The 17,942-nt window shown below is 38.6% G+C and carries 19 protein-coding genes; 8 read left to right on the top strand and 11 right to left on the bottom strand.

Annotated elements, in window-relative coordinates; genetic code table 11:
• Nucleotides 1-13 precede the first annotated feature (13 nt).
• The 3 genes from waaF to UNSWCS_RS03235 are packed head-to-tail and all read right to left on the bottom strand — an operon-like array spanning nucleotide 14 to nucleotide 3,136.
• On the bottom strand, nucleotides 14-967 hold the full coding sequence (gene waaF, locus UNSWCS_RS03225; protein ID WP_021087288.1) for a lipopolysaccharide heptosyltransferase II: 954 nt from the start codon (nucleotides 965-967) through the stop codon (nucleotides 14-16).
• Nucleotides 964-1,995, bottom strand: coding sequence for a glycosyltransferase family 4 protein (locus tag UNSWCS_RS03230; RefSeq protein WP_021087283.1), 1,032 nt, complete (start codon nucleotides 1,993-1,995; stop codon nucleotides 964-966). Before UNSWCS_RS03230 ends, waaF begins: the two co-directional genes overlap by 4 nt.
• Nucleotides 1,967-3,136: an O-antigen ligase family protein gene (locus UNSWCS_RS03235; RefSeq protein WP_021087355.1), complete on the bottom strand. Its 1,170-nt coding sequence runs from the start codon at nucleotides 3,134-3,136 to the stop codon at nucleotides 1,967-1,969. Before UNSWCS_RS03235 ends, UNSWCS_RS03230 begins: the two co-directional genes overlap by 29 nt.
• Nucleotides 3,137-3,223: 87 nt before the next feature.
• On the opposite strand from UNSWCS_RS03235, the gene UNSWCS_RS03240 reads away from it, so the two are divergent.
• From UNSWCS_RS03240 to UNSWCS_RS03250, 3 genes are read left to right on the top strand one after another with little or no spacing between them, the layout of a single operon-like run.
• On the top strand, nucleotides 3,224-4,252 hold the full coding sequence (locus tag UNSWCS_RS03240) for a glycosyltransferase family 2 protein (RefSeq protein WP_021087310.1): 1,029 nt from the start codon (nucleotides 3,224-3,226) through the stop codon (nucleotides 4,250-4,252).
• Nucleotides 4,253-4,255: 3 nt separating this feature from the next.
• Nucleotides 4,256-5,305 carry a glycosyltransferase family 4 protein gene (locus tag UNSWCS_RS03245; RefSeq protein ID WP_021087391.1) on the top strand — a complete coding sequence of 350 codons (1,050 nt, stop codon included), beginning with the start codon at nucleotides 4,256-4,258 and terminating at the stop codon, nucleotides 5,303-5,305.
• Nucleotides 5,302-6,072, top strand: coding sequence for a polysaccharide deacetylase family protein (locus tag UNSWCS_RS03250; protein ID WP_021087351.1), 771 nt, complete (start codon nucleotides 5,302-5,304; stop codon nucleotides 6,070-6,072). Before UNSWCS_RS03245 ends, UNSWCS_RS03250 begins: the two co-directional genes overlap by 4 nt.
• Nucleotides 6,073-6,148: 76 nt before the next feature.
• On the opposite strand, the gene UNSWCS_RS03255 is transcribed toward UNSWCS_RS03250, so the two are convergent.
• The 7 genes from UNSWCS_RS03255 to waaC are packed head-to-tail and all read right to left on the bottom strand — an operon-like array spanning nucleotide 6,149 to nucleotide 12,147.
• A complete protein-coding gene (locus UNSWCS_RS03255; RefSeq protein ID WP_021087299.1) occupies nucleotides 6,149-6,652 on the bottom strand; it encodes a hypothetical protein in 504 nt (167 codons plus the stop codon).
• Nucleotides 6,652-7,449 (bottom strand): polysaccharide deacetylase family protein, encoded by a 798-nt coding sequence (locus UNSWCS_RS03260; RefSeq protein WP_021087305.1) that lies wholly within the window; start codon nucleotides 7,447-7,449, stop codon nucleotides 6,652-6,654. Before UNSWCS_RS03260 ends, UNSWCS_RS03255 begins: the two co-directional genes overlap by 1 nt.
• Complete coding sequence (locus tag UNSWCS_RS03265) at nucleotides 7,446-8,525, bottom strand: glycosyltransferase family 4 protein (protein ID WP_021087416.1); 1,080 nt, start codon at nucleotides 8,523-8,525, stop codon at nucleotides 7,446-7,448. The genes UNSWCS_RS03260 and UNSWCS_RS03265 overlap by 4 nt, the downstream gene beginning before the upstream one ends.
• A 2-nt stretch (nucleotides 8,526-8,527) precedes the next feature.
• A complete protein-coding gene (rfaQ, locus tag UNSWCS_RS03270; RefSeq protein ID WP_021087317.1) occupies nucleotides 8,528-9,592 on the bottom strand; it encodes a putative lipopolysaccharide heptosyltransferase III in 1,065 nt (354 codons plus the stop codon).
• A complete protein-coding gene (locus UNSWCS_RS03275) occupies nucleotides 9,589-10,293 on the bottom strand; it encodes a glycosyltransferase family 2 protein (RefSeq protein ID WP_021087322.1) in 705 nt (234 codons plus the stop codon). Before UNSWCS_RS03275 ends, rfaQ begins: the two co-directional genes overlap by 4 nt.
• On the bottom strand, nucleotides 10,287-11,180 hold the full coding sequence (locus tag UNSWCS_RS03280) for a lipid A biosynthesis lauroyl acyltransferase (RefSeq protein ID WP_021087410.1): 894 nt from the start codon (nucleotides 11,178-11,180) through the stop codon (nucleotides 10,287-10,289). Before UNSWCS_RS03280 ends, UNSWCS_RS03275 begins: the two co-directional genes overlap by 7 nt.
• Nucleotides 11,173-12,147, bottom strand: coding sequence for a lipopolysaccharide heptosyltransferase I (waaC, locus tag UNSWCS_RS03285; RefSeq protein ID WP_021087388.1), 975 nt, complete (start codon nucleotides 12,145-12,147; stop codon nucleotides 11,173-11,175). The genes UNSWCS_RS03280 and waaC overlap by 8 nt, the downstream gene beginning before the upstream one ends.
• Nucleotides 12,148-12,210: 63 nt before the next feature.
• On the opposite strand from waaC, the gene UNSWCS_RS03290 reads away from it, so the two are divergent.
• From UNSWCS_RS03290 to UNSWCS_RS03305, 4 genes are read left to right on the top strand one after another with little or no spacing between them, the layout of a single operon-like run.
• On the top strand, nucleotides 12,211-13,221 hold the full coding sequence (locus UNSWCS_RS03290; protein ID WP_021087346.1) for a 3'-5' exonuclease: 1,011 nt from the start codon (nucleotides 12,211-12,213) through the stop codon (nucleotides 13,219-13,221).
• Between the two features lie 20 nt (nucleotides 13,222-13,241).
• Entirely contained in the window at nucleotides 13,242-14,300 is a 1,059-nt protein-coding gene (locus UNSWCS_RS03295) for an NAD-dependent epimerase (protein ID WP_021087383.1), read from the top strand.
• On the top strand, nucleotides 14,301-14,879 hold the full coding sequence (locus UNSWCS_RS03300; protein WP_021087349.1) for a DNA-3-methyladenine glycosylase I: 579 nt from the start codon (nucleotides 14,301-14,303) through the stop codon (nucleotides 14,877-14,879).
• Nucleotides 14,879-15,727: a DNA ligase gene (locus tag UNSWCS_RS03305; protein WP_080655741.1), complete on the top strand. Its 849-nt coding sequence runs from the start codon at nucleotides 14,879-14,881 to the stop codon at nucleotides 15,725-15,727. The genes UNSWCS_RS03300 and UNSWCS_RS03305 overlap by 1 nt, the downstream gene beginning before the upstream one ends.
• On the opposite strand, the gene UNSWCS_RS03310 is transcribed toward UNSWCS_RS03305, so the two are convergent.
• On the bottom strand, nucleotides 15,724-16,764 hold the full coding sequence (locus UNSWCS_RS03310) for an LLM class flavin-dependent oxidoreductase (RefSeq protein WP_021087323.1): 1,041 nt from the start codon (nucleotides 16,762-16,764) through the stop codon (nucleotides 15,724-15,726). The two genes, UNSWCS_RS03305 and UNSWCS_RS03310, sit on opposite strands and share 4 nt — an antisense overlap.
• A 193-nt stretch (nucleotides 16,765-16,957) precedes the next feature.
• Between UNSWCS_RS03310 and galE the strand changes: the two genes are divergently transcribed.
• Nucleotides 16,958-17,941: a UDP-glucose 4-epimerase GalE gene (gene galE / locus UNSWCS_RS03315; protein WP_021087338.1), complete on the top strand. Its 984-nt coding sequence runs from the start codon at nucleotides 16,958-16,960 to the stop codon at nucleotides 17,939-17,941.
• Nucleotide 17,942 lies beyond the last annotated feature (1 nt).

Genomic DNA, 17,942 nt, shown 5'->3' on the forward strand with positions numbered 1-17,942 from the left:
TTAGGCGCTTAGCTTAATAATCTAGCTCTTTTCTTAGTAAATTTATCTCATCTATTACCATTTGTGGCTTGAGTTCTTTCATGCAAGTATGCGTTTTCAGTGGGCAAACTCGCTTCATACAGGGCATACAAGCTAAATTTAGATGCACTAGCTTTGCAAATTCATTACCCCATGGCGAGGTTTCGCTAAATTTTGTCGGTCCAAAAAGAGCGATCGTTGGCACAAGAAAGGCGGCAGCTACGTGCATAGGACCGCTATCGTTTGTGACGAAAATACCATTTTTACTAAGCCCAGCTATGCGCTCACAAAGCTCTTTGACGCTGGTTTTGCCAGCTAAATTTTGGCAAGTTGCGCCATTTTCTTTTAAAATTTGCTCTATTTTTTCGCAAATTTCTTGCTCACCTTTGCCACCAAAGATAACTATCTCAAACTCATCTTTAAAATTTAAAGCCACCTGTGCAAAATACTCTGGGTACCATCTTTTCGCACTTCCGTAGCTCGCACCTGGATTTAGAGCTAGTGTTTTTTTAGCTGAAATTTGAGGTGTAAAATGTAGCTTTAGCTGAGTAGAAATTTTGCCCAAGCCAAGGGCATTTTTTACAAAATTTGCATATTTTAGCACCTGATGAAGGACGGTTTTGCTCTTTTTGAAGATGGCTTTTTTCTTAGCGTTTATAAAAAATAGCAAAAATTTACTAGCAAATGAGCTTCTAAAGCTAAGCGCTAGATCAAATTTACCAAGGTTTTTTGCACTTTTAGCAAGAGATAAAAATCTAAATTTAGCCTTTTTGCTCTCATCAACGACCACTTTTTCGCAGTTTGGATGGCTTTTGTAAAGCTCGCAAGCTACAAATGAGCCAAAAAAAACGATTTTTAAATTCTTTTCATTTTGCACTAAATTTTCGATCGCAGCGCTCGCCATCACGCTATCACCAAGCCAGGTTGGAAGCTCGATAAAAACTCTCATTTTAAGGCATCTTTTACAACATCAAGCGTAAGAGCAGCATTTTTTTCGATGCTAAAATTTAAAGAAAGCTGATAGGCCTTCTCTTGCAGGCTCGCTAAAAGCTTATGGTTTGTGAGAATTTCATCTATAAACTCTATCGCGCTCTCGTCACTTGGGCTTTGAAGTATAAATTTATCTTCTAATATCTCGCTAGCGCCATTTTGAGCCGTCGTAAAGACCACGTTTTTAAAGCTAAGTGCCTCTAGTACGACATTTGAAAATGGTTCATAGTGCGTTGGAAAGATAAAAATATCACTCGCCTCATAAAATTTAGCCGTGCTCTTTTGCTCGCCGACAAAGTATGCGTTTAGCCCAAGTTTTTTAGCTAGGCGTTTGTAGCTTGAGATGTTTTTGTCTTTGCCTACAATGAGCGTATTTACGGGTGTTTTTAGCTTTGAAGTAAGGAGTAAAAACTCTTTTAGCCCCTTTCTTTTAAAGCCATTTCCCACAAAAAGCAGGGTCGCAAGCTCAAATTTAAGTCCAAATTCCTCACAAAGTGCGAGCTTTGCCTCGGCTTTTTGCACCCTTTGGGGTAAATTTACGCCGTTATAAATGGTCGTGATCTTTTCAGGCTCTATGCCGTAAGTCGCGATGATCTGCTCTTTGATGAAATTTGAGTTTGTGATGATCTTTTGGGAGTTTTTGAAGCACTTTTTCTCTAAGTATGGATAGACGAAATTTAGGGGGTTTAGCCACCAAAAGCTCTTTGTCGCCCTATAAACCTTGTGCACGCCGTCTCCTGCCCTGTAGATATCGGCGCAGCTTACTCGCTCTAGGCTAAAGTAAAACTCGTCCTCTTTCTTTTGGCGTTTTACTTGGCGGTTAAAATTTAGAGCTTTTTTCCAAGAAGAGATGCTAACATCTCCAAGATATGAGCGAATTTCTGTTTGGATACCAAGCTCATTTAGGGCCTTAACAAGCCTTCTTAAGTATCTTTCAGCACCTCCAACTGCGTTTGGATTAGTTCTTAAAAATACTATTTTTTTCATCGATAACTCCTAAAGCCAGTGCCCAAAATAAGAGCATCAAAAGTGCGTTTTCATGGTGAAATGTCGTGTTTACAAGTGAAATTACGTTTTGAAAAACAAGCATCAAAAGCGCTAGAAAAACTATGCTGTTTTGCCTGAAATTTTTAATGAATTTTACAAAAAGTGATAGTTGAAATACTAAATATGCAAGCAGGGCGATGATGCCTTTTTCGGTTAAGAATGTTAAAAAGGTGTTGTGTGCATGAGATACATGTGCTTTTGCACTTTGTGGAAAAAAGTGCGTCAAATCTATACTCTTAAAATTTCCACTACCTATGCCAAAAAAGATATTGTCTTGCCATGTTTTAAATGCACTTTCAAATATGAGAAATCTAAATTCACCGCCTTGCACCCCTTTTGACATTTGATCATATATTCTTTCATCTGCAGTAAAGGCTACGGTTATATATAAGTATGTAAAAAATACTACGCAAAATAAAATGGATAGTGTTAGTGAGAGCTTAAAACTAACCTCTTTTTTATATATCAAATATGAAAAAATTAAAACACTAACCAATGGAATCATATAAGCAGTCGATCTTGAACCAGCGATAGCAAGAGCTAAAATACAAATTATAGATATGGAAATATGTATTGATCTATTTTTATTTTTATTTGATATAAATAATAGTGCTGTTAGAAAAATTAAAAATATGTAAATAGCACTATGATTTACATGTCCAATTGATTTTAATATTAAAAAAGCCTCTGGATCTGGATCACTAAATTTTTCTATGCAAGCTGGTATAAAAGCGACAATAAAACCAGCAAATAGTGCATAAAACATAAATTTAAAATTTATTTTTTCTGTTCCAACAGTTCTAGCTACAAAGAAAAACAACATGCATCTTAATGGATCAAGCACTCTTGAAGGCGAAACCCCATTTACAAGGCAGCTTATAAAAGTGGCCAAAACAAAGATAAAGAAGGAGACATTTATAACATCAAATTTAAATTGCCTTTTTTCTTTAACACAGATATAAATTCCAACCAAGACAAAAAGCGTTAATGAAATTTGTTTTAATCCTTCGGTAACTGGTAGTGTAAACAGCATCACAAGCAAAAAAAAGTTGTAGAGTTTTGACGCAATCTCATTTTTCATGCATATCCTTTAAAATTTAAGTTTGCATTTTATCATTGATGAACTAAAAATAATATACAATTAAACAAAAAGTTAAAAGGAAGTATTGTGTCTGGCGTGAAAATAAGCTTTATAGTGCCTGTTTTTAACAAAGAGGAGCATGTTAGAAATTGTTTAAATTCGCTAATATCCCAAGATTTTACTGACATTGAGATAATAGTTATAGACGATGGAAGTAGTGATAATACACCACAAATTTTAAAAGAGTATGAAGATAAAATAATATTAAAAACAAAGATCAATGCAGGCGTAAGTGCTGCTAGAAATGACGGTATATTGCTAGCTAAGGGAAAATACACTATTTGTATTGATGCTGATGATTACGTAGAAAAGGATTACGCTTCAAGCGTATATGATGTTGCAGAGAGGTTTGAGGCAGATATAGTAATAACAGATGCATTTAAAATTTATGGTAATAAAAAAGTATATTTAAAAGACTTTGAGACAAAAGATGAATGCACTATAGATAAAGATGAGTATTTAAGGAGATTGCTTGCTTCAAGACATAATAAAGTCTTGCATAATACATGGAATAAAGCTATTAAAACAGAAATTTTAAAAGAAAATTTGTTTCCAGTTGGGATTACACAGGCTGAAGATTTTCATGCCTTAGTAAGAAATGTTATCGCTTCAAAGACTCTTGTGAAGCTAAATAGAGCGTTTTATAACTACAATATCGGAGAAAATAACACTAGTGGCTTTGAAAAGCTAAAAGCTGTGGTGGATCATAAATTTGTCTATGAGGACATAATCTCAATTTTAAAAAATAAAAATTTAGCTCTTGAGATGGTGCCAGATCTAGAGTTTAGAAAGATCAAAAGTGTCTATATGCCAGCTATTTTATCAAGGCCAAATTTAAAAAATAGTAGCTATGTAAAGGCGCTTGATCTTTTCTATAAAGATATTGATAGCATTATAAACTCGGCTGGTTTTTTAAAGCTTAGACTAAAACATAGAATTTTGATAAAAATGCTAAAAAATGTAAAATCATACGAAAATGTATCAAAAATTTTAAAAATATTTAATACAATAAATGGCTTTTTATCAAATAAAAAAATGAAAGAATTTAAAGAGTAAAAAATGATAAACATACTTGAGCTTGAAAGCTCTTTAGGATTTGGTGGGCAAGAGCACCGCACACAGCGTGTTATAAATGGATTAGACAAGAGCAAATTTAAAGTTTTTTATGGTCTAAACCCTGGCTCAAAAAGTCTTGAAAAGCAGATAGAATGTGAATTTGTAGAGTTTAATCTCAAAAAGTCTTTTAATATCTTTGAAATTTTAAAAATTTGCAAATTTGTAAAGCAAAATAATATAAAAATCATCTCAACTCACTCAGGCAAAGACGGCACCATAGGCGCTATCGTGGGCAAAATTTGTGGAGTTAGCGTGGTTCGCACTAGGCATTTGCAGCTACCTATTACATCGCCCTTGCCATATAACCTAAGCACCAAAGTGGTTGGCGTTTGCAACTCGGTTTGCGCTGATCTTATCAAAAGAGGTGTGAAAAAAGAGAAGGTGCTAAAAATCTACACTGGCATCGACACGCAAAAATATATGCCAGAATTTAAAATAAATATGAAAAAAGAATTTGGCTTAAGTGACGATGTGGTTGGCGTTTGCATCGTTGCAGTGCTAAGAGCTGCTAAAAATCATAAGCTCTTAATCGATGCATTTAGCGAGCTAAATTTAGAAAAATCAGCCCTTTTTATCGTGGGCGACGGTCCTCAAAATAAAAATTTACACGAGTATATAAAAGATAAGAAAAATATCTTCATGCTTGGCAACAGAACCGACGTGAGCGACTTTTTAGGCTCGCTTGATATCTGCGTGTTGCCTTCAGACATGGAGGCTATCGGTGGGGCGCTACTTGAGGCATCTTCGTGCAAGCTAGCTACCATCGGAAGCGATGTGGGCGGCCTTGGCGAGGCAGTGAGTAATGGCAAAAGCGGATTTTTATTTGAAAATGGCAACAAAGAGGAGCTAAAAAAGGCGCTTGAAAGGCTCATTTTAGATGAAAATTTAAGAAAGCAGATGGGTGAATTTGGCAGAGAGTACGTCAAAGAGGCATTTAGCATCGAAAAAATGATAGAAAATACACAAAATTTATATATGGAGCTTGTAAAATGAGCGTACCAGTTTTGATGTATCACCACGTACTTGAAAAGAGTGGATTTATCGCTAGTAGCGTGGATGAGTTTAGATCGCACATGAAATTCTTAGCCGAAAATGGCTATAAAACGTTAAGCATAAATGAATTTATCGCATATAAAAAAGGCGAGCTTGATGTGCCTAAAAAGAGTGTTTGCATAACATTTGACGATGGCTGGATGGATAACTATATCTATGCCTATCCTATCGTGAAAGAATTTGGACTAAAAGCAAATATATTTATAATAACTGGCTGGATAGAGGCAGCGCAAAAAGCTCATGAGATGAGGTCTGCTAGCTTTTTAAACGTTGATCACAACGAGTGCAAGAGGCTTGCTCCAAGTAGGCCGCAAGATGTGATCTTAAATTTAGAGCAGATCGAGAAGATGAAGGACTGCTTTTATTTTCATTCGCATACGCACGGGCATTTTGATGGATATTTTGGGCAGCTTAGCTTGGATGAGGAATTTGGTCTTTGCCGTGAGTTTATGAAGAAAAATTTTGGCTTTGAAGATGAGGCGCTTTGCTGGCCAAGAGGCAAATATAGTGACGAGTATCTAAGTGCTGCTAAAAAGCATGGTTACAAGGCATTTTTCACAACGAAACGCGGCATAAACAAGGCCGATGGTAATTTAGAGGAGATAAAACGAATAGTGACAAAACGTGATGAAAAATGGCTTAAAAAGACTATGTTTATCTACCAAAATGACTTTTTGGGATCGATATATGCGGCGATAAGGTCCTAGTGAGCCAAACTATTTAGTAAAAATTTTCTCGTTTTTTGCTAGATGTTTTTCATAAGATTTAGAGAATGGCTTGTGTTTAAGTATTTCTTTTTATTGGTGATTTAAATTCTAATTTAATTTTATACTCAAGGCCTGTTAGATCAAGCTCTTTTTTATCTATATGTTTTTGAGTGTTGTCTGGATCTTTGCTGGAGTTTCTTTTGTAAATTCCAGCGATTCTCTCTTCTTCGTCCATGCTCAAAATACAGAGTATATCGCATTTGCTGATGCGTGTAAGAGGGTTGGCGCTTGCGTAGATCACAACCTTTACAAATGGCATGATAAATTTAAAAAATGGCCTTAGCTCGTCTCTTTGATTACACTTGATTTTTACCCTTGGGCGGATAAAAAAGAGATTTACACTCATCACACCATCGTCTATGACGGCGATCTGATATGGTTTAAAGTCGCCAAAGCCTTTGCGTCTTAGCTCTTTACCAAGTGTGCTTTTGCCGCTACCATGAAGCCCAGTAAGAGCGATAAGCACCCGTTTTTTTACTTTTAATATCTCTTTGCAAGCTGAATTTAACGCTTCTAGCATTATTTATAGCCTCTATTCCTAAAATTTGAATATAAATTTCCTATTATTGGCGTTGAATAGATAAAAAGCTTCTTTTTAACCCTAAAAACGTAGTCATCATCGTTTTTTGAGCTGCTAGAGATATCTATACGTCTTATTTTAAATTTATCATCTCCTGCGCAAAATCCGCCATCTATCACGCTAAAAGCAAAGCCGTAATACTCTTTAACTATCCTTTGCGAAAGCTCGTTAAAATGCCCTTTTGGAAAGCAAAAGCCAAATTCTTTTTTTTCTGGGAAAAGCTCTTTTATCTTAGCAAGTGAGCTAGAAAATTCCTCTCTTAGCCTTGTCTCATCGTCACTTTTGCAAGAAAAGTGGCTCGCTGTGTGGCTGTCAAATTCAAAAAGCCCACTCTCTTGCATCTGCCTGATTTCATCTAAATTTAAAAAATACTCCGCGTCTTTGTCGTAGTCGATATCTTTGTGCATTTTAAATGCAAAATCGTAATCCTGCCTTTTAAAATCCTTAATCTTGTCTGTTATCAAAAAACAAACAGCTGGGATATTTAGCTCTTTTAAGATGGGATATGCAAATTTGTAATTATCAAAATATCCATCATCAAAAGTTAGCAAAATGCTCTTTTTGGAGGCTTTTAACCTACCAGCTACGATATCTTTAAACTGGGCATAATTTATAAATTTATACTCCTCATCAAGTGCCATGCGAAGCGCTTTTTTTAAAAGCTCTGGGCTTATAGCAAAGTCGTTTTTGTTATTGTTGCAGTGGTGAACTGTTAGTATGCAGACTGGACTATTCATAGACTCTCCAATAATCTCTTGATATATCTTTTTAGAATTTGTGTGTCGTAATTCTCTTTGACAAAGATGCTGGCGTTTTCTGCGCATTGTTTGGCTAGATCGTCATCTTGTATGTACGCATTTATTTTCTTCGCCATATCTTGCGCGTCTAAAAATTTAGCACATTGACCCCTGTTATTTGCAAGCAAGTTATTCATAGGTGCAATATCAAAAGCGACTATTGGGCGAGATAGAGCCATAGCTTCTAGTAAAGCGGTAGGAAGGCCCTCTGTGTGAGAAGGAAACGCGTAATAATCTATACCTTTTACCACGTTTGCTATATCACTTCTAAAGTCAGTAAAGACTAATTTTTCTCGCATATCATCATCAAAGATGCTTAAAATTTGATCTTTTGTGTTTTTGTTGATATTTCCACCGAAAATGCCGTATATATCGCTGTTTTTTTGCATGAGAATTTTTAGTGCATTTGCAAATTCAAAAACACCTTTTTGGCGACTTAGCGAGGAAAACATACCTACTGTTATCGCTTGTTTTGGGATGTTAAATTCTTCTTTAAATGTTGATTGCACCGCATTTATAGCTTCGTGGTCCACAAAAGTCGGGATAAAAAATATCTTTTCATTTTTTACTCCTATTTTTTGCAAAATTTCCGTTACATTTGGGCTTACGCTTATGATCTTATCAAAAAGTGTGGTGTGTAAAAATTTACTCAAAGAGCCTTTTATTGGGAACTCATTATGCCTTTCGCGTATAAATTTAACACCTTTTTTTCTGGTAAAAATTTTTGATATAGCAGCTACCCAGCTGTCTGTGGAGCCATTTGATATGACCACGTCTATATTTTCTTGCCACAAAATTTTGCAAAATATAGGCACTGTTTTATGAAAATTTTTCTTATTCATCTCACATTCGATAACTTTAAAATTTTCTTCTTGAGCGCGTTTTGAAATTTCAGAATTTGGGTTGCAAAATAGCGTTGTGCCGTGTCCTAGCTCACGCATATGACGCATCTCATTCATGATCTTATTTTGTTGTCCACCCCATTTAAAAAGCGTCTCTGTGTGAAGTATATTCATCGCTATAGTCCTAAATTTTGCTTGATTTTCGCTTTTATTTTTGGCATTTCGTCGCTAAAATCCATCAGCGTTTTTTCCACGTTGTATTTTGTAATGCCCTCTTTGTCACAAGGCACAAAGTCCCAGTCCTTTTGATATACGATATGCTTGCCCATGCCTTGGATGCCATTTTGCGCTGTGTAGCCATTTTGCATCAAGCCATTATCCCATGGTCCCCACTCAAAAGCTCCACTAGGGCCAAAAAAGGCGATCACTGGCACGTCGTTAGCAGCAGCTATATGCATGATAGCAGTATCGACGCCGATAAAGAGACTTGAGCGCTTTGAGAGGGCTATCGTTTGTTTTAGGCTTAGTTTGCCGCCTAAATTTATAGGCTCACTTTTGCAAATTTTTAGCACATTTGCAAGTTTTTCAAGTTCATTTTCTTTGTTATCGCTTGTTAGCACGACTTTTGCATTTAGCTCTTTTTCGCAGTAGTCGATGAGCTCCGCCATGCTCTCGTCGTTTGCGCATTTAAACATCCAGCGGCTTGTTAGATGCACATGCACAAAGCGTTTTGGTAAATTTAGATGCTCCACGCTCTCATCTGAAAAAATGCTCACCTTTTTGCTCATCGGCTCAAATCCTAACGCTCTTAGTGCGTTTAAATTTAGATCAACCGTGTGAGAGAAATTTTCGTAGTATTTTGCCTTTACGCTTAAAAACTTGTTTATCGCCTTGTGCTTGCCTAAAAAGCCAACTATTTTTTTTATCTTGGCGTATTTTGAGATGATGACGCCGCGGTCTCCAGTGGTCGTTTGCACCGCCATATCGTATTTCTCTTTTTTGATCGCTCTTATAAATTTTAGCTCGGTCATTAGCTTTTTAAAAAAGCCAGAATTTGCACTTTGCCTATCGTAAATGTGGATTTTATTTATGTAAGGGTTGCCTTCTATCATCGCTTCTGTCCCTTTATTTAGGGCAAAGTCGATGGTAGCGTCTGGATAGTAGTGGTGCAAATTTTCAATGAGCGGTGTTGTTAAAAGCACGTCGCCGATATTTCTAAATTTAATCACAAGTATTTTCATTTTATATATTTCCAAAATGTGTACTGGGCGTAAAGTCTAGCGATAACATAGCCTGCAAAGCCCTCTTTAAAGCCACCTTTTAGCACAAAAAGCTTAAAAAATGTCCAAGCAGGACTTGTAAGTGCCTTTAGTAAATTTCTTTTTGCACCCATGCTTGAGTAGCGATTTTGCTTGGCGATAAACTGCTCGATATTTTCATACGCGTAGTGCAAGAAGTGATTTTTAAGCGCGCCAAGTCTTTGTGAGCCGTCATTTAAAACGACCTTTTCATGCACAGCTCTGCCATCAAATTTGGCAAAATTTTTGTTAAAAAGCCTCACTGTGTAGTCTGGATATAGCCCCATGTTTTTTATCGCTTTGCCAAAGAAAAAATTTAGCCTAGCAACGTTGTAAGCCATAAATTTAGGCTCTTTTAGCGTGCTAATGATCTCATTTTTAAGCTCGTCTGTTATCACTTCGTCGCTATCAAGTACAAAGACCCACTCGTTTTTGGCTAGATCCACGCCCTTTTGCTTTTGCGCGCCAAATCCAAGCCAAGCTTGCTCGTGAAATTTCACGTTGCTAAAGCCATCACAAATTTGCCTTGTGTTATCTTTTGAGCCACTATCAACCACGATGATCTCATCAGCAAATTTAGCACTCTCTAACACCTCTTTTAGGTACTTTTCGCTGTTAAAAGTCAAAATGACAACGCTTAGCATTTGTACTCTTTTTCGTAAAATCTCTTAAACCTTTGGTGAAACCAAAAGTACTCTTCTGGCTTTGCTCTAACCATCTCTTCGCATGCGCTGCACTGCATTTGCGTCGCTTTTTGCACGGCATCTTCTTTGTCAAACGTGTTTATATCGATAGGCTGCTCAAAGCAAATTTCATTTAAATTTTCACCTTTTTGGTAGATAAATGCGTTTATGATTAAAGCATTTGTCTTTTGCGCTAGCACGCTTGCTGCTGGCGTGTGAAGCACATCTTTACCAAAAAACTGCACCTTTATGCCATCTTTTGGTGCGGTGTTTTGATCAACTAAAATTCCTACTATTCGCCTAGCTTTCAGCGCTTTTAAGATATCTTTTGCACCGCCATCTTTGTCGATTAGCTCCACATCAAACTGCGATCTGTTGGCTCTTAAAATTTTATCCATGACGCTGCTATCAAGCCTTCTGCCAAGCGCCGAAGAGGCCCCAAAGCGAGCCGCGACAGCTAGGCCAAATATCTCCCACTGCCCAAAATGTGCAGTTGTGACAATGATAGGCCTGCCAGACTTTATCGCGTCAAGTAAAAAGTGCTCATTTTTAAAAACAACTTGCTCTAGTATCTTTTGCTTTGTTGTGTTTTGGTTCAGGATGAAATTTATACCGAGGTATTTTGCAAAGTTGTAGTAGCATTTTTTGGCGATTTCTAGCTTCTCTTCTTTAGTTTTTGTCTCGCCAAAAGCAAGATCTAAATTTGTCATCACGATATGAAATCTCTTTTTTTTAAGCTTCATAAACGCAAATGCTAAAAATTTAGTAAGCATGTTTTGAAGCGAGCAAGGCATTATAAATATAAGAAATTTCAAGGTATAAAAGCCAGCTAGATAGAGCCTATCCATTTAGCAGCCTTTTTGCGAAATTTGCAACCGTTTCAGGGTAAATTTCTCTTATGCAAAAGTCGTTTTTATCGATACTTCTAGCATCTATCTCCTTGCCCATATCAACAACAAGGTTTATCTCCGTCACAAAAGCATTGCGGTGGCTTGGTCGGTTGCCAAAAAGCGTGATAGAAGGCCTATTTACAGCCCATGCAAGGTGCGTTAGACCGCTATCGTTACCGATTACCAGATCACAGCTTGCTATGTAATCTATCATATCTTTTATGCTTAGTTTTTCAAGCAGTTTTGCAGATGTGCCTGAAATGATCGCCTCAGCCCTTGTTTTTTCGCTCTCACTCCCGTAGCAAAGGTAAATTTCACAATCATCAAGAAGTCTGATCACATCTTTAAATTTGTCATAAATTTTACTCTCTTCGCTTGCAAAGGCAGCGATTAAAACGCGTTTTTTTCCGCTTTCATTTTTAAATTTTTTACAAATTTCAAAGCAGGGCGATTTTTCTAAAATTTCACCTCTATCAAAGCCAAAATTTAGAGCGTATCCAACAAGGCTTAGGTTTCTAACTATGATATTTTCGTTGTAGTCGATCTTAAATTTATGCCTATAAAGCCTGGCTGCAATCTTTTCTTTGACGCTTTCTCTGCTAAAGCCGTAAATTTCTTTGCCAAGTAGTTTTGCGACGACAGCTGATTTAAAAAGTCCTTGCAAGTCGATGATCTTATCAAATTTGCCAAGCGTTTTTATGATCTTGTAGCTCTTTTTAAAGCTCTCTTTAAGCGGCAAAACGACTAGCTCGTCGATTAGGGGATGATCTTTTAAAAGGCTTGCAAAACGGGCGTCAACGAGCCATGTGATGTGAGCATTTGGGCAGTGCTTTTTGATAAACTGAAGCACGATGGCTGCATGGACGATGTCCCCAAGTGCCGAAAGCTTTACGATGGCTATTTTTAGTTGATTTTTATCTTGCATTGGCTACTTTAAATATAAATTTTTGGTATGATTTTAAAAAAAAATGCTTAAAAAAGGGCTAAAATGGCGAAAAGTTACATCTGCGTCTTTGACTGCGAGACGATACCTGATGCAAATTTGATAAGAAAAATTTACGGCATTGACGGAAGCGACGAAGATGTGAGCATGCAGGCGATGGCCTTGCAAAAAGAGGCCAGTGGTAGCGACTTTTTGCCTGTGATGTTTCATAGAGTGGTCGCGATCTCTGCGGTGATGGCCGATGAGTACGGCAAATTTTTAAAAGTTAGCACGATGGAGGGCAAGGACGAGCGCGAGATCATCGCTAAATTTTTAAAATTTATAAATGATTATAATCCAAGGCTTGTTAGCTTTAATGGTCGCGGCTTTGACCTGCCTATGCTAATGGTGCGTGCGATGCGCTACAACCTAAACGCGGCGGCATATTACGAGAGCGAGAACAAAGAGCTAAACAAAAACAAATGGGAAAATTATAGGGCAAGGTATTCGCCTAAATTTCACCTTGATCTGCTTGATTTTATAAGCGATTTTGGAAGCGTTAGGGGACTAAAGCTCGATACGCTTTGCGCTAGCTTAAATTTACCTGGCAAATACGATGTGCACGGCGATCAGGTGCTTGAGCTTTACTACGCAGGCGAGCTTGATAAGATAAACGAATACTGCGAAAGCGACGTGCTTAACACCTACTGGCTATTTTTGAAATTTGAGCTTTTGCAGGCAAATATCTTGCAAGATGACTACATAAATCACCTAAGCGTAATGAGCGAATTTCTAGCCAAAAACTGCACTCACAGGGGATATAGTGAGGTTTTTTGCTCTGCGATAAGCGACGAGCTAGCAAGGCTTAGCGGGCAGCTAGACTATGAGATAAAGGTAGATAAAGAGGCTTTGGAATTTAGTGAATTTGATGATGTAAGGCCCATTAGCAAAGAGGAGCTAAACCGCGATATGCTGGGCGGTCTGCTTAAAAAAGCAAGCGATCTAAAGCCAAAAGAGCCAAAGAGCAAGACACTTTTTGAAGAGAAAGTGCCTGAGATAAATTTAGACGACGAATAAGTCAAAATGAAAGGAAAAATATGAAAATTTTAGTAACTGGAACAGCTGGATTTATAGGATTTCACCTTGCAAATGCCCTTATGGCGCGCGGGGATGAGGTTGTTGGATATGACGTGATAAATGACTATTACGACGTAAATTTAAAGCTTGCACGCCTAAAAACGGCTGGCTTTGACGTGAGCGAGATAGAGTATGGCAAACTTATCACCTCAAAAACACATCCAAATTTAAAATTTATAAAAGCAGACCTTGCTGATGAAAAGACAATGAAAGAGCTTTTTGCTAAAGAGAAATTTGACGTAGTGGTAAATTTAGCCGCACAAGCTGGCGTTCGCTACTCGCTCATAAACCCAAAAGCCTATATAGACAGCAACATCACAGGCTTTATGAATATCCTTGAGTGCTGCCGCCACAATGAGATCAAAAACCTAGTCTATGCAAGCTCTAGCTCGGTTTATGGGTTAAATGAGAACATGCCATTTTCTACGCACGAGGGGGTCAATCACCCTATAAGCCTCTACGCAGCGACCAAAAAGAGCAACGAGATGATGGCGCACACTTATAGCCACCTATTTAACGTGCCAACGACTGGACTTCGCTTTTTTACGGTTTATGGACCGTGGGGACGCCCTGATATGGCGCTATTTTTGTTTGTTGATGCCGCGCTTAAAGATAAAACCATCGACGTCTTTAACTACGGCAAGATGAAGCGTGACTTTACCTACGTGGACGACATCGTAAAGGGCATCATCAAGTGTATCGACAACCCAGCCAAGCCAAACCCAGCTTGGGATGCAAAGCACCCAGACCCTGCCACTTCAAAGGCGCCGTTTAAGGTCTATAATATCGGCAACAACAGCCCAGTTGAGCTCATGGACTACATCAAGGCAGTTGAGATAAAGATCGGACGTGAGATCAAGAAAAATTTTCTCCCACTTCAAGCAGGCGACGTCCCAGCGACATTTGCAGACGTGAGCGACTTGGTGGCTGACTTTGACTACAAGCCAAATACAAAAGTAAATGACGGCGTGGCTAAATTTGTCGAGTGGTATAGCGAGTTTTACGGGATCAAAATTTAAATGAGACGTTGCGAGTGGGCCAAGGGTGAGCTTGATATAGCCTACCACGATAATGAGTGGGGCAAAGTCATAAAAGATGATAGAAAATTTTTTGAAATGATAGTTTTAGAGGGCTTTCAAGCAGGACTTTCGTGGCATGGAGTGCTTCAAAAAAGAGAGGCTATGAGAGCGGCGTTTGATGGCTTTGACCCTGAAAAGATCAAGCTTTATGGCGAGGCTGAGATAGCTAAATTTATGCAAAACGAAGGGCTGATACGCAATAGACTAAAACTAAAATCGCTTTCTGTAAACGCCCTTGCATTTTTATCAGTAACGCAAGAATTTGGCAGCTTTTATGACTATTTGTGGGGGCATTTGCTAAAGAAATTTGACCCCAAATTTGACGGCAAACAGATCATCAATCACTATCAAAATATCAAGCAAGTGCCAGCAACCACGCCGATGTCTGACTTTGTGGCAAAGGAGCTAAAAAAGCGAGGGTTTAAGTTTCTAGGCTCTGTTAGCACCTATGCCTTTTTGCAAAGCGTGGGCGTGGTGGATGATCATATGGACTATTGTTTTTGCAAGGCAAAAGTCTGATTAGGATAGTTTTTGCACTTTTGGTGCTTTTAAATTTTGCATTTTCTCTTGATCTGCTACGCCTTAGCGAATTTAAAGAGCAAAACGTCAGTGGCTGGCTAGCTAGCGAGAAGCTTGATGGCGTGCGTGCCTACTGGGACGGAGAGAATTTGCTCTCAAGGCAGGGCAAAAAACTAAATGCACCGCCAAGTTTTACTAAAAATTTCCCTAAATTTGCACTTGATGGCGAGCTTTACGCAAAGGAGCTTAAATTTGAAGAGATTCAAGCAAGCGTTATGGGTAAGCTGCCAGATGAAAAGGCGTGGAGCAGGCTTAAATTTCATATTTTTGACATGCCAGAGGCGAGCGGTGGCTTGCTTGCTAGGCTTGAAGTCTTGGCTAAATTTCTAAAAAATGAGCCAAATCAAAATTTGATCATCATAAAGCAGATAAAAATGCGTGATAACGCTCACTTTTTAAAATTTGCTGAAAGTATCATCGCAAAGGGTGGCGAAGGAGCTGTGGTGCGTGAGCCAAATGCGCCATACGAGCGAAAACGAAGTAAAAATGCGCTCAAATTTAAGAAATTTAAAGATGCCGAGTGTGAGGTGATCTCAATAAATAAAGGCAGCGGCAAATACGCAAATTTTGCTGGCTCGCTCACCTGCAAGGCACTTGGCGGCAAAGATGATAAAAAAAGAGCTGGCGAGCCAAAAGAGGGCACTATCTTTAAAATAGGCTCAGGACTAAGTGATAAAAACCGTCAAGAGCCCCCAAAGATAGGCTCTATCATCACATATAAATTTCAAAATTTAACCTCTAATGGCAAGCCAAGATTTCCTATATTTTTAAGGGTTAGAGAGGATTAAATTTCATCCGCGATCTCTTTTAATGCCCTAAAAGAGTCAAGCTGCGCCTTTTCATCAAAAATAAAGCTTTGAGCCATGATCTCATCGACTTCAAGTCTATTTTGAAACTCTAAAATTTGCTCTTTAACGCTTTGCTTTGAGCCTATAAAAGAGCACGCCATCATCTCTTCTGTGACACTTCTTTCTCTATTTTTTAGCTCTATCTGCCTAAAGTCGATCGGTCCAAAATGTGGAGCCTTGGCACCTGTTTTGTAAGACGCAGCAAATACTTCGTCGTTATCTTTTTTTGGCGGCTGCAAATACTCTTTTTCGCCAGTTACTATGTTTAAGAAAAACTGCGTTTGTGTAGTGGCTAAACTCTTTGCTAGCTCGTCATTTTGGGCTATTATCACATTTGCTCCTGCGATGACATAGGGCGCTTTTAAAAAGGGCGATGGTTTGAAATTTTGACGATAAATTTCTACCGCTTTTTCTAGCGCACGTGGTGCAAAGTGCGACGCAAAGGCATAAGGCAGACCAAACTCAGCCGCTACGTATGCGCTATATATGCTTGAGCCAAGTATGTAAATAGGCGGAAAATTTTGAACTTTTGGATAGGCTTTTACGGCTCTTTTGGCGTTAAAATAGTCCATTAATTCGTTTATTTGCATATCAAATTCCACCTCTCTTGCGCCTCGTCTAAGCACCGCAGCTGTCTCTTGGTCGGTCCCTGGAGCTCTGCCTAGCCCAAGATCGACGCGGTTTGGAAATAGCGTCTCAAGAGTGGCATACTGCTCGGCGATGGAGTAGGGGCTGTGGTTTGGTAGCATCACGCCACCAGAGCCCACTCGCAGGCTTTTTGTATGCTCTAAGATGTGTGTGATGATGAGCTGCGTGGCTGAGCTTGCTAAATTTTGCATGTTGTGATGCTCGGCAACCCAGTAGCGATTTATGCCGATATCCTCGGCAAATTTAGCCAGTCTAACGGCTGCGTCTATGGCGGCTTTTGCGTCACCGCCTTGTTTTATCGGTAGTAAATTTAATATTGAGAGATTCATTTTTTATCCTTTTTTATTTTGTAGATGAGGGATTATAAAGATTAAATTTAAAATAAATTGTAAGTCTATTTTAAATTTATAGTCAAAGATCTATTCACACAGCCTTCAAGCAAAATTTAAAAACTAACCTTGCTTTACTTTTGCTTTACTCTATTTTTGATAAAATTACACACTTTTAATGAAAGGCTTAAACTTGAAGATTTTAGTAACAGGTGGAGCTGGATACATCGGCAGCCACGTAGTAAAAGCACTTTTAAAGCAAGGCAAAGATGAGATAACCATCATCGACAATCTCTGTAAGGGCTCACAAAAAGCACTTGAGGCACTCCAAAAGATAGGAAATTTCAAATTTATAAATGCAAATTTAGAAGATGATTTGAGCGAAATTTTTGCAAATGGTAAATTTGATGCGATCATCCATTTTGCAGCGTTTATCGAGGTCTTTGAAAGTATGAGCGAGCCGCTAAAATACTATCTAAACAACACCGCAAACGTTGCAAGGGTGCTAAGATACGCAAAAACTTACAATGTAAATAAATTTATATTTAGCTCAACTGCCGCGGTTTATGGCGAGCCAGACGTGGCGGAGGTGAGCGAGGCAACGCCTACAAACCCGATAAATCCATACGGCAGAAGTAAGCTCATGAGCGAGCAGATCATCAAAGATTACGCCGCTTCAAATGAAAATTTCAAATTTGCGATTTTGCGCTATTTTAACGTCGCAGGTGCAGACGAGGAGGGGCTTATCGGTCAAAACTATCCAAACGCCACGCACCTTATCAAAGTAGCTGTGCAAACTGCACTTGGCAAGCGCGAGAGTATGGGTATCTTTGGCGATGACTACGCGACAAAAGATGGCACATGCGTAAGAGACTACATCCACGTTAGCGACCTAGCGGACGCCCACATAAGCGCGCTGGAGTATATCGGCCAAAACGGTAGCGAAACTTTTAACGTGGGATATGGCAGGGGATTTAGCGTAAAAGAGGTCATCGAGACCGCAAAAAAAGTAAGCGGAGTAAATTTTAAGGTGCTAAATGCGCCAAGAAGGGACGGCGACCCAGCTATCCTTATCTCAAACGCAAGCAAACTGCGCTCGCTAACAAGCTGGAAGCCAAAAAGAGACGATCTAGCGCTCATCATAAAAACTGCCCTTGAGTGGGAAAAGAGAATTTAAG

The sequence above is a fragment of the Campylobacter concisus UNSWCS genome, from assembly GCF_000466685.1.
Lineage (GTDB): Bacteria > Campylobacterota > Campylobacteria > Campylobacterales > Campylobacteraceae > Campylobacter_A > Campylobacter_A concisus_A.

What these genes read in the sequence shown, in the direction of transcription:
- waaF (WP_021087288.1), bottom strand. Translation starts at nt 967, where the DNA reads ATGAGAGTTTTTATCGAGCTTCCAACCTGGCTTGGTGATAGCGTGATG.
- UNSWCS_RS03230 (WP_021087283.1), bottom strand. Translation starts at nt 1,995, where the DNA reads ATGAAAAAAATAGTATTTTTAAGAACTAATCCAAACGCAGTTGGAGGT.
- UNSWCS_RS03235 (WP_021087355.1), bottom strand. Translation starts at nt 3,136, where the DNA reads ATGAAAAATGAGATTGCGTCAAAACTCTACAACTTTTTTTTGCTTGTG.
- UNSWCS_RS03245 (WP_021087391.1), top strand. Translation starts at nt 4,256, where the DNA reads ATGATAAACATACTTGAGCTTGAAAGCTCTTTAGGATTTGGTGGGCAA.
- UNSWCS_RS03250 (WP_021087351.1), top strand. Translation starts at nt 5,302, where the DNA reads ATGAGCGTACCAGTTTTGATGTATCACCACGTACTTGAAAAGAGTGGA.
- UNSWCS_RS03255 (WP_021087299.1), bottom strand. Translation starts at nt 6,652, where the DNA reads ATGCTAGAAGCGTTAAATTCAGCTTGCAAAGAGATATTAAAAGTAAAA.
- UNSWCS_RS03260 (WP_021087305.1), bottom strand. Translation starts at nt 7,449, where the DNA reads ATGAATAGTCCAGTCTGCATACTAACAGTTCACCACTGCAACAATAAC.
- UNSWCS_RS03265 (WP_021087416.1), bottom strand. Translation starts at nt 8,525, where the DNA reads ATGAATATACTTCACACAGAGACGCTTTTTAAATGGGGTGGACAACAA.
- rfaQ (WP_021087317.1), bottom strand. Translation starts at nt 9,592, where the DNA reads ATGAAAATACTTGTGATTAAATTTAGAAATATCGGCGACGTGCTTTTA.
- UNSWCS_RS03275 (WP_021087322.1), bottom strand. Translation starts at nt 10,293, where the DNA reads ATGCTAAGCGTTGTCATTTTGACTTTTAACAGCGAAAAGTACCTAAAA.
- UNSWCS_RS03280 (WP_021087410.1), bottom strand. Translation starts at nt 11,180, where the DNA reads ATGGATAGGCTCTATCTAGCTGGCTTTTATACCTTGAAATTTCTTATA.
- waaC (WP_021087388.1), bottom strand. Translation starts at nt 12,147, where the DNA reads ATGCAAGATAAAAATCAACTAAAAATAGCCATCGTAAAGCTTTCGGCA.
- UNSWCS_RS03290 (WP_021087346.1), top strand. Translation starts at nt 12,211, where the DNA reads ATGGCGAAAAGTTACATCTGCGTCTTTGACTGCGAGACGATACCTGAT.
- UNSWCS_RS03295 (WP_021087383.1), top strand. Translation starts at nt 13,242, where the DNA reads ATGAAAATTTTAGTAACTGGAACAGCTGGATTTATAGGATTTCACCTT.
- UNSWCS_RS03300 (WP_021087349.1), top strand. Translation starts at nt 14,301, where the DNA reads ATGAGACGTTGCGAGTGGGCCAAGGGTGAGCTTGATATAGCCTACCAC.
- UNSWCS_RS03310 (WP_021087323.1), bottom strand. Translation starts at nt 16,764, where the DNA reads ATGAATCTCTCAATATTAAATTTACTACCGATAAAACAAGGCGGTGAC.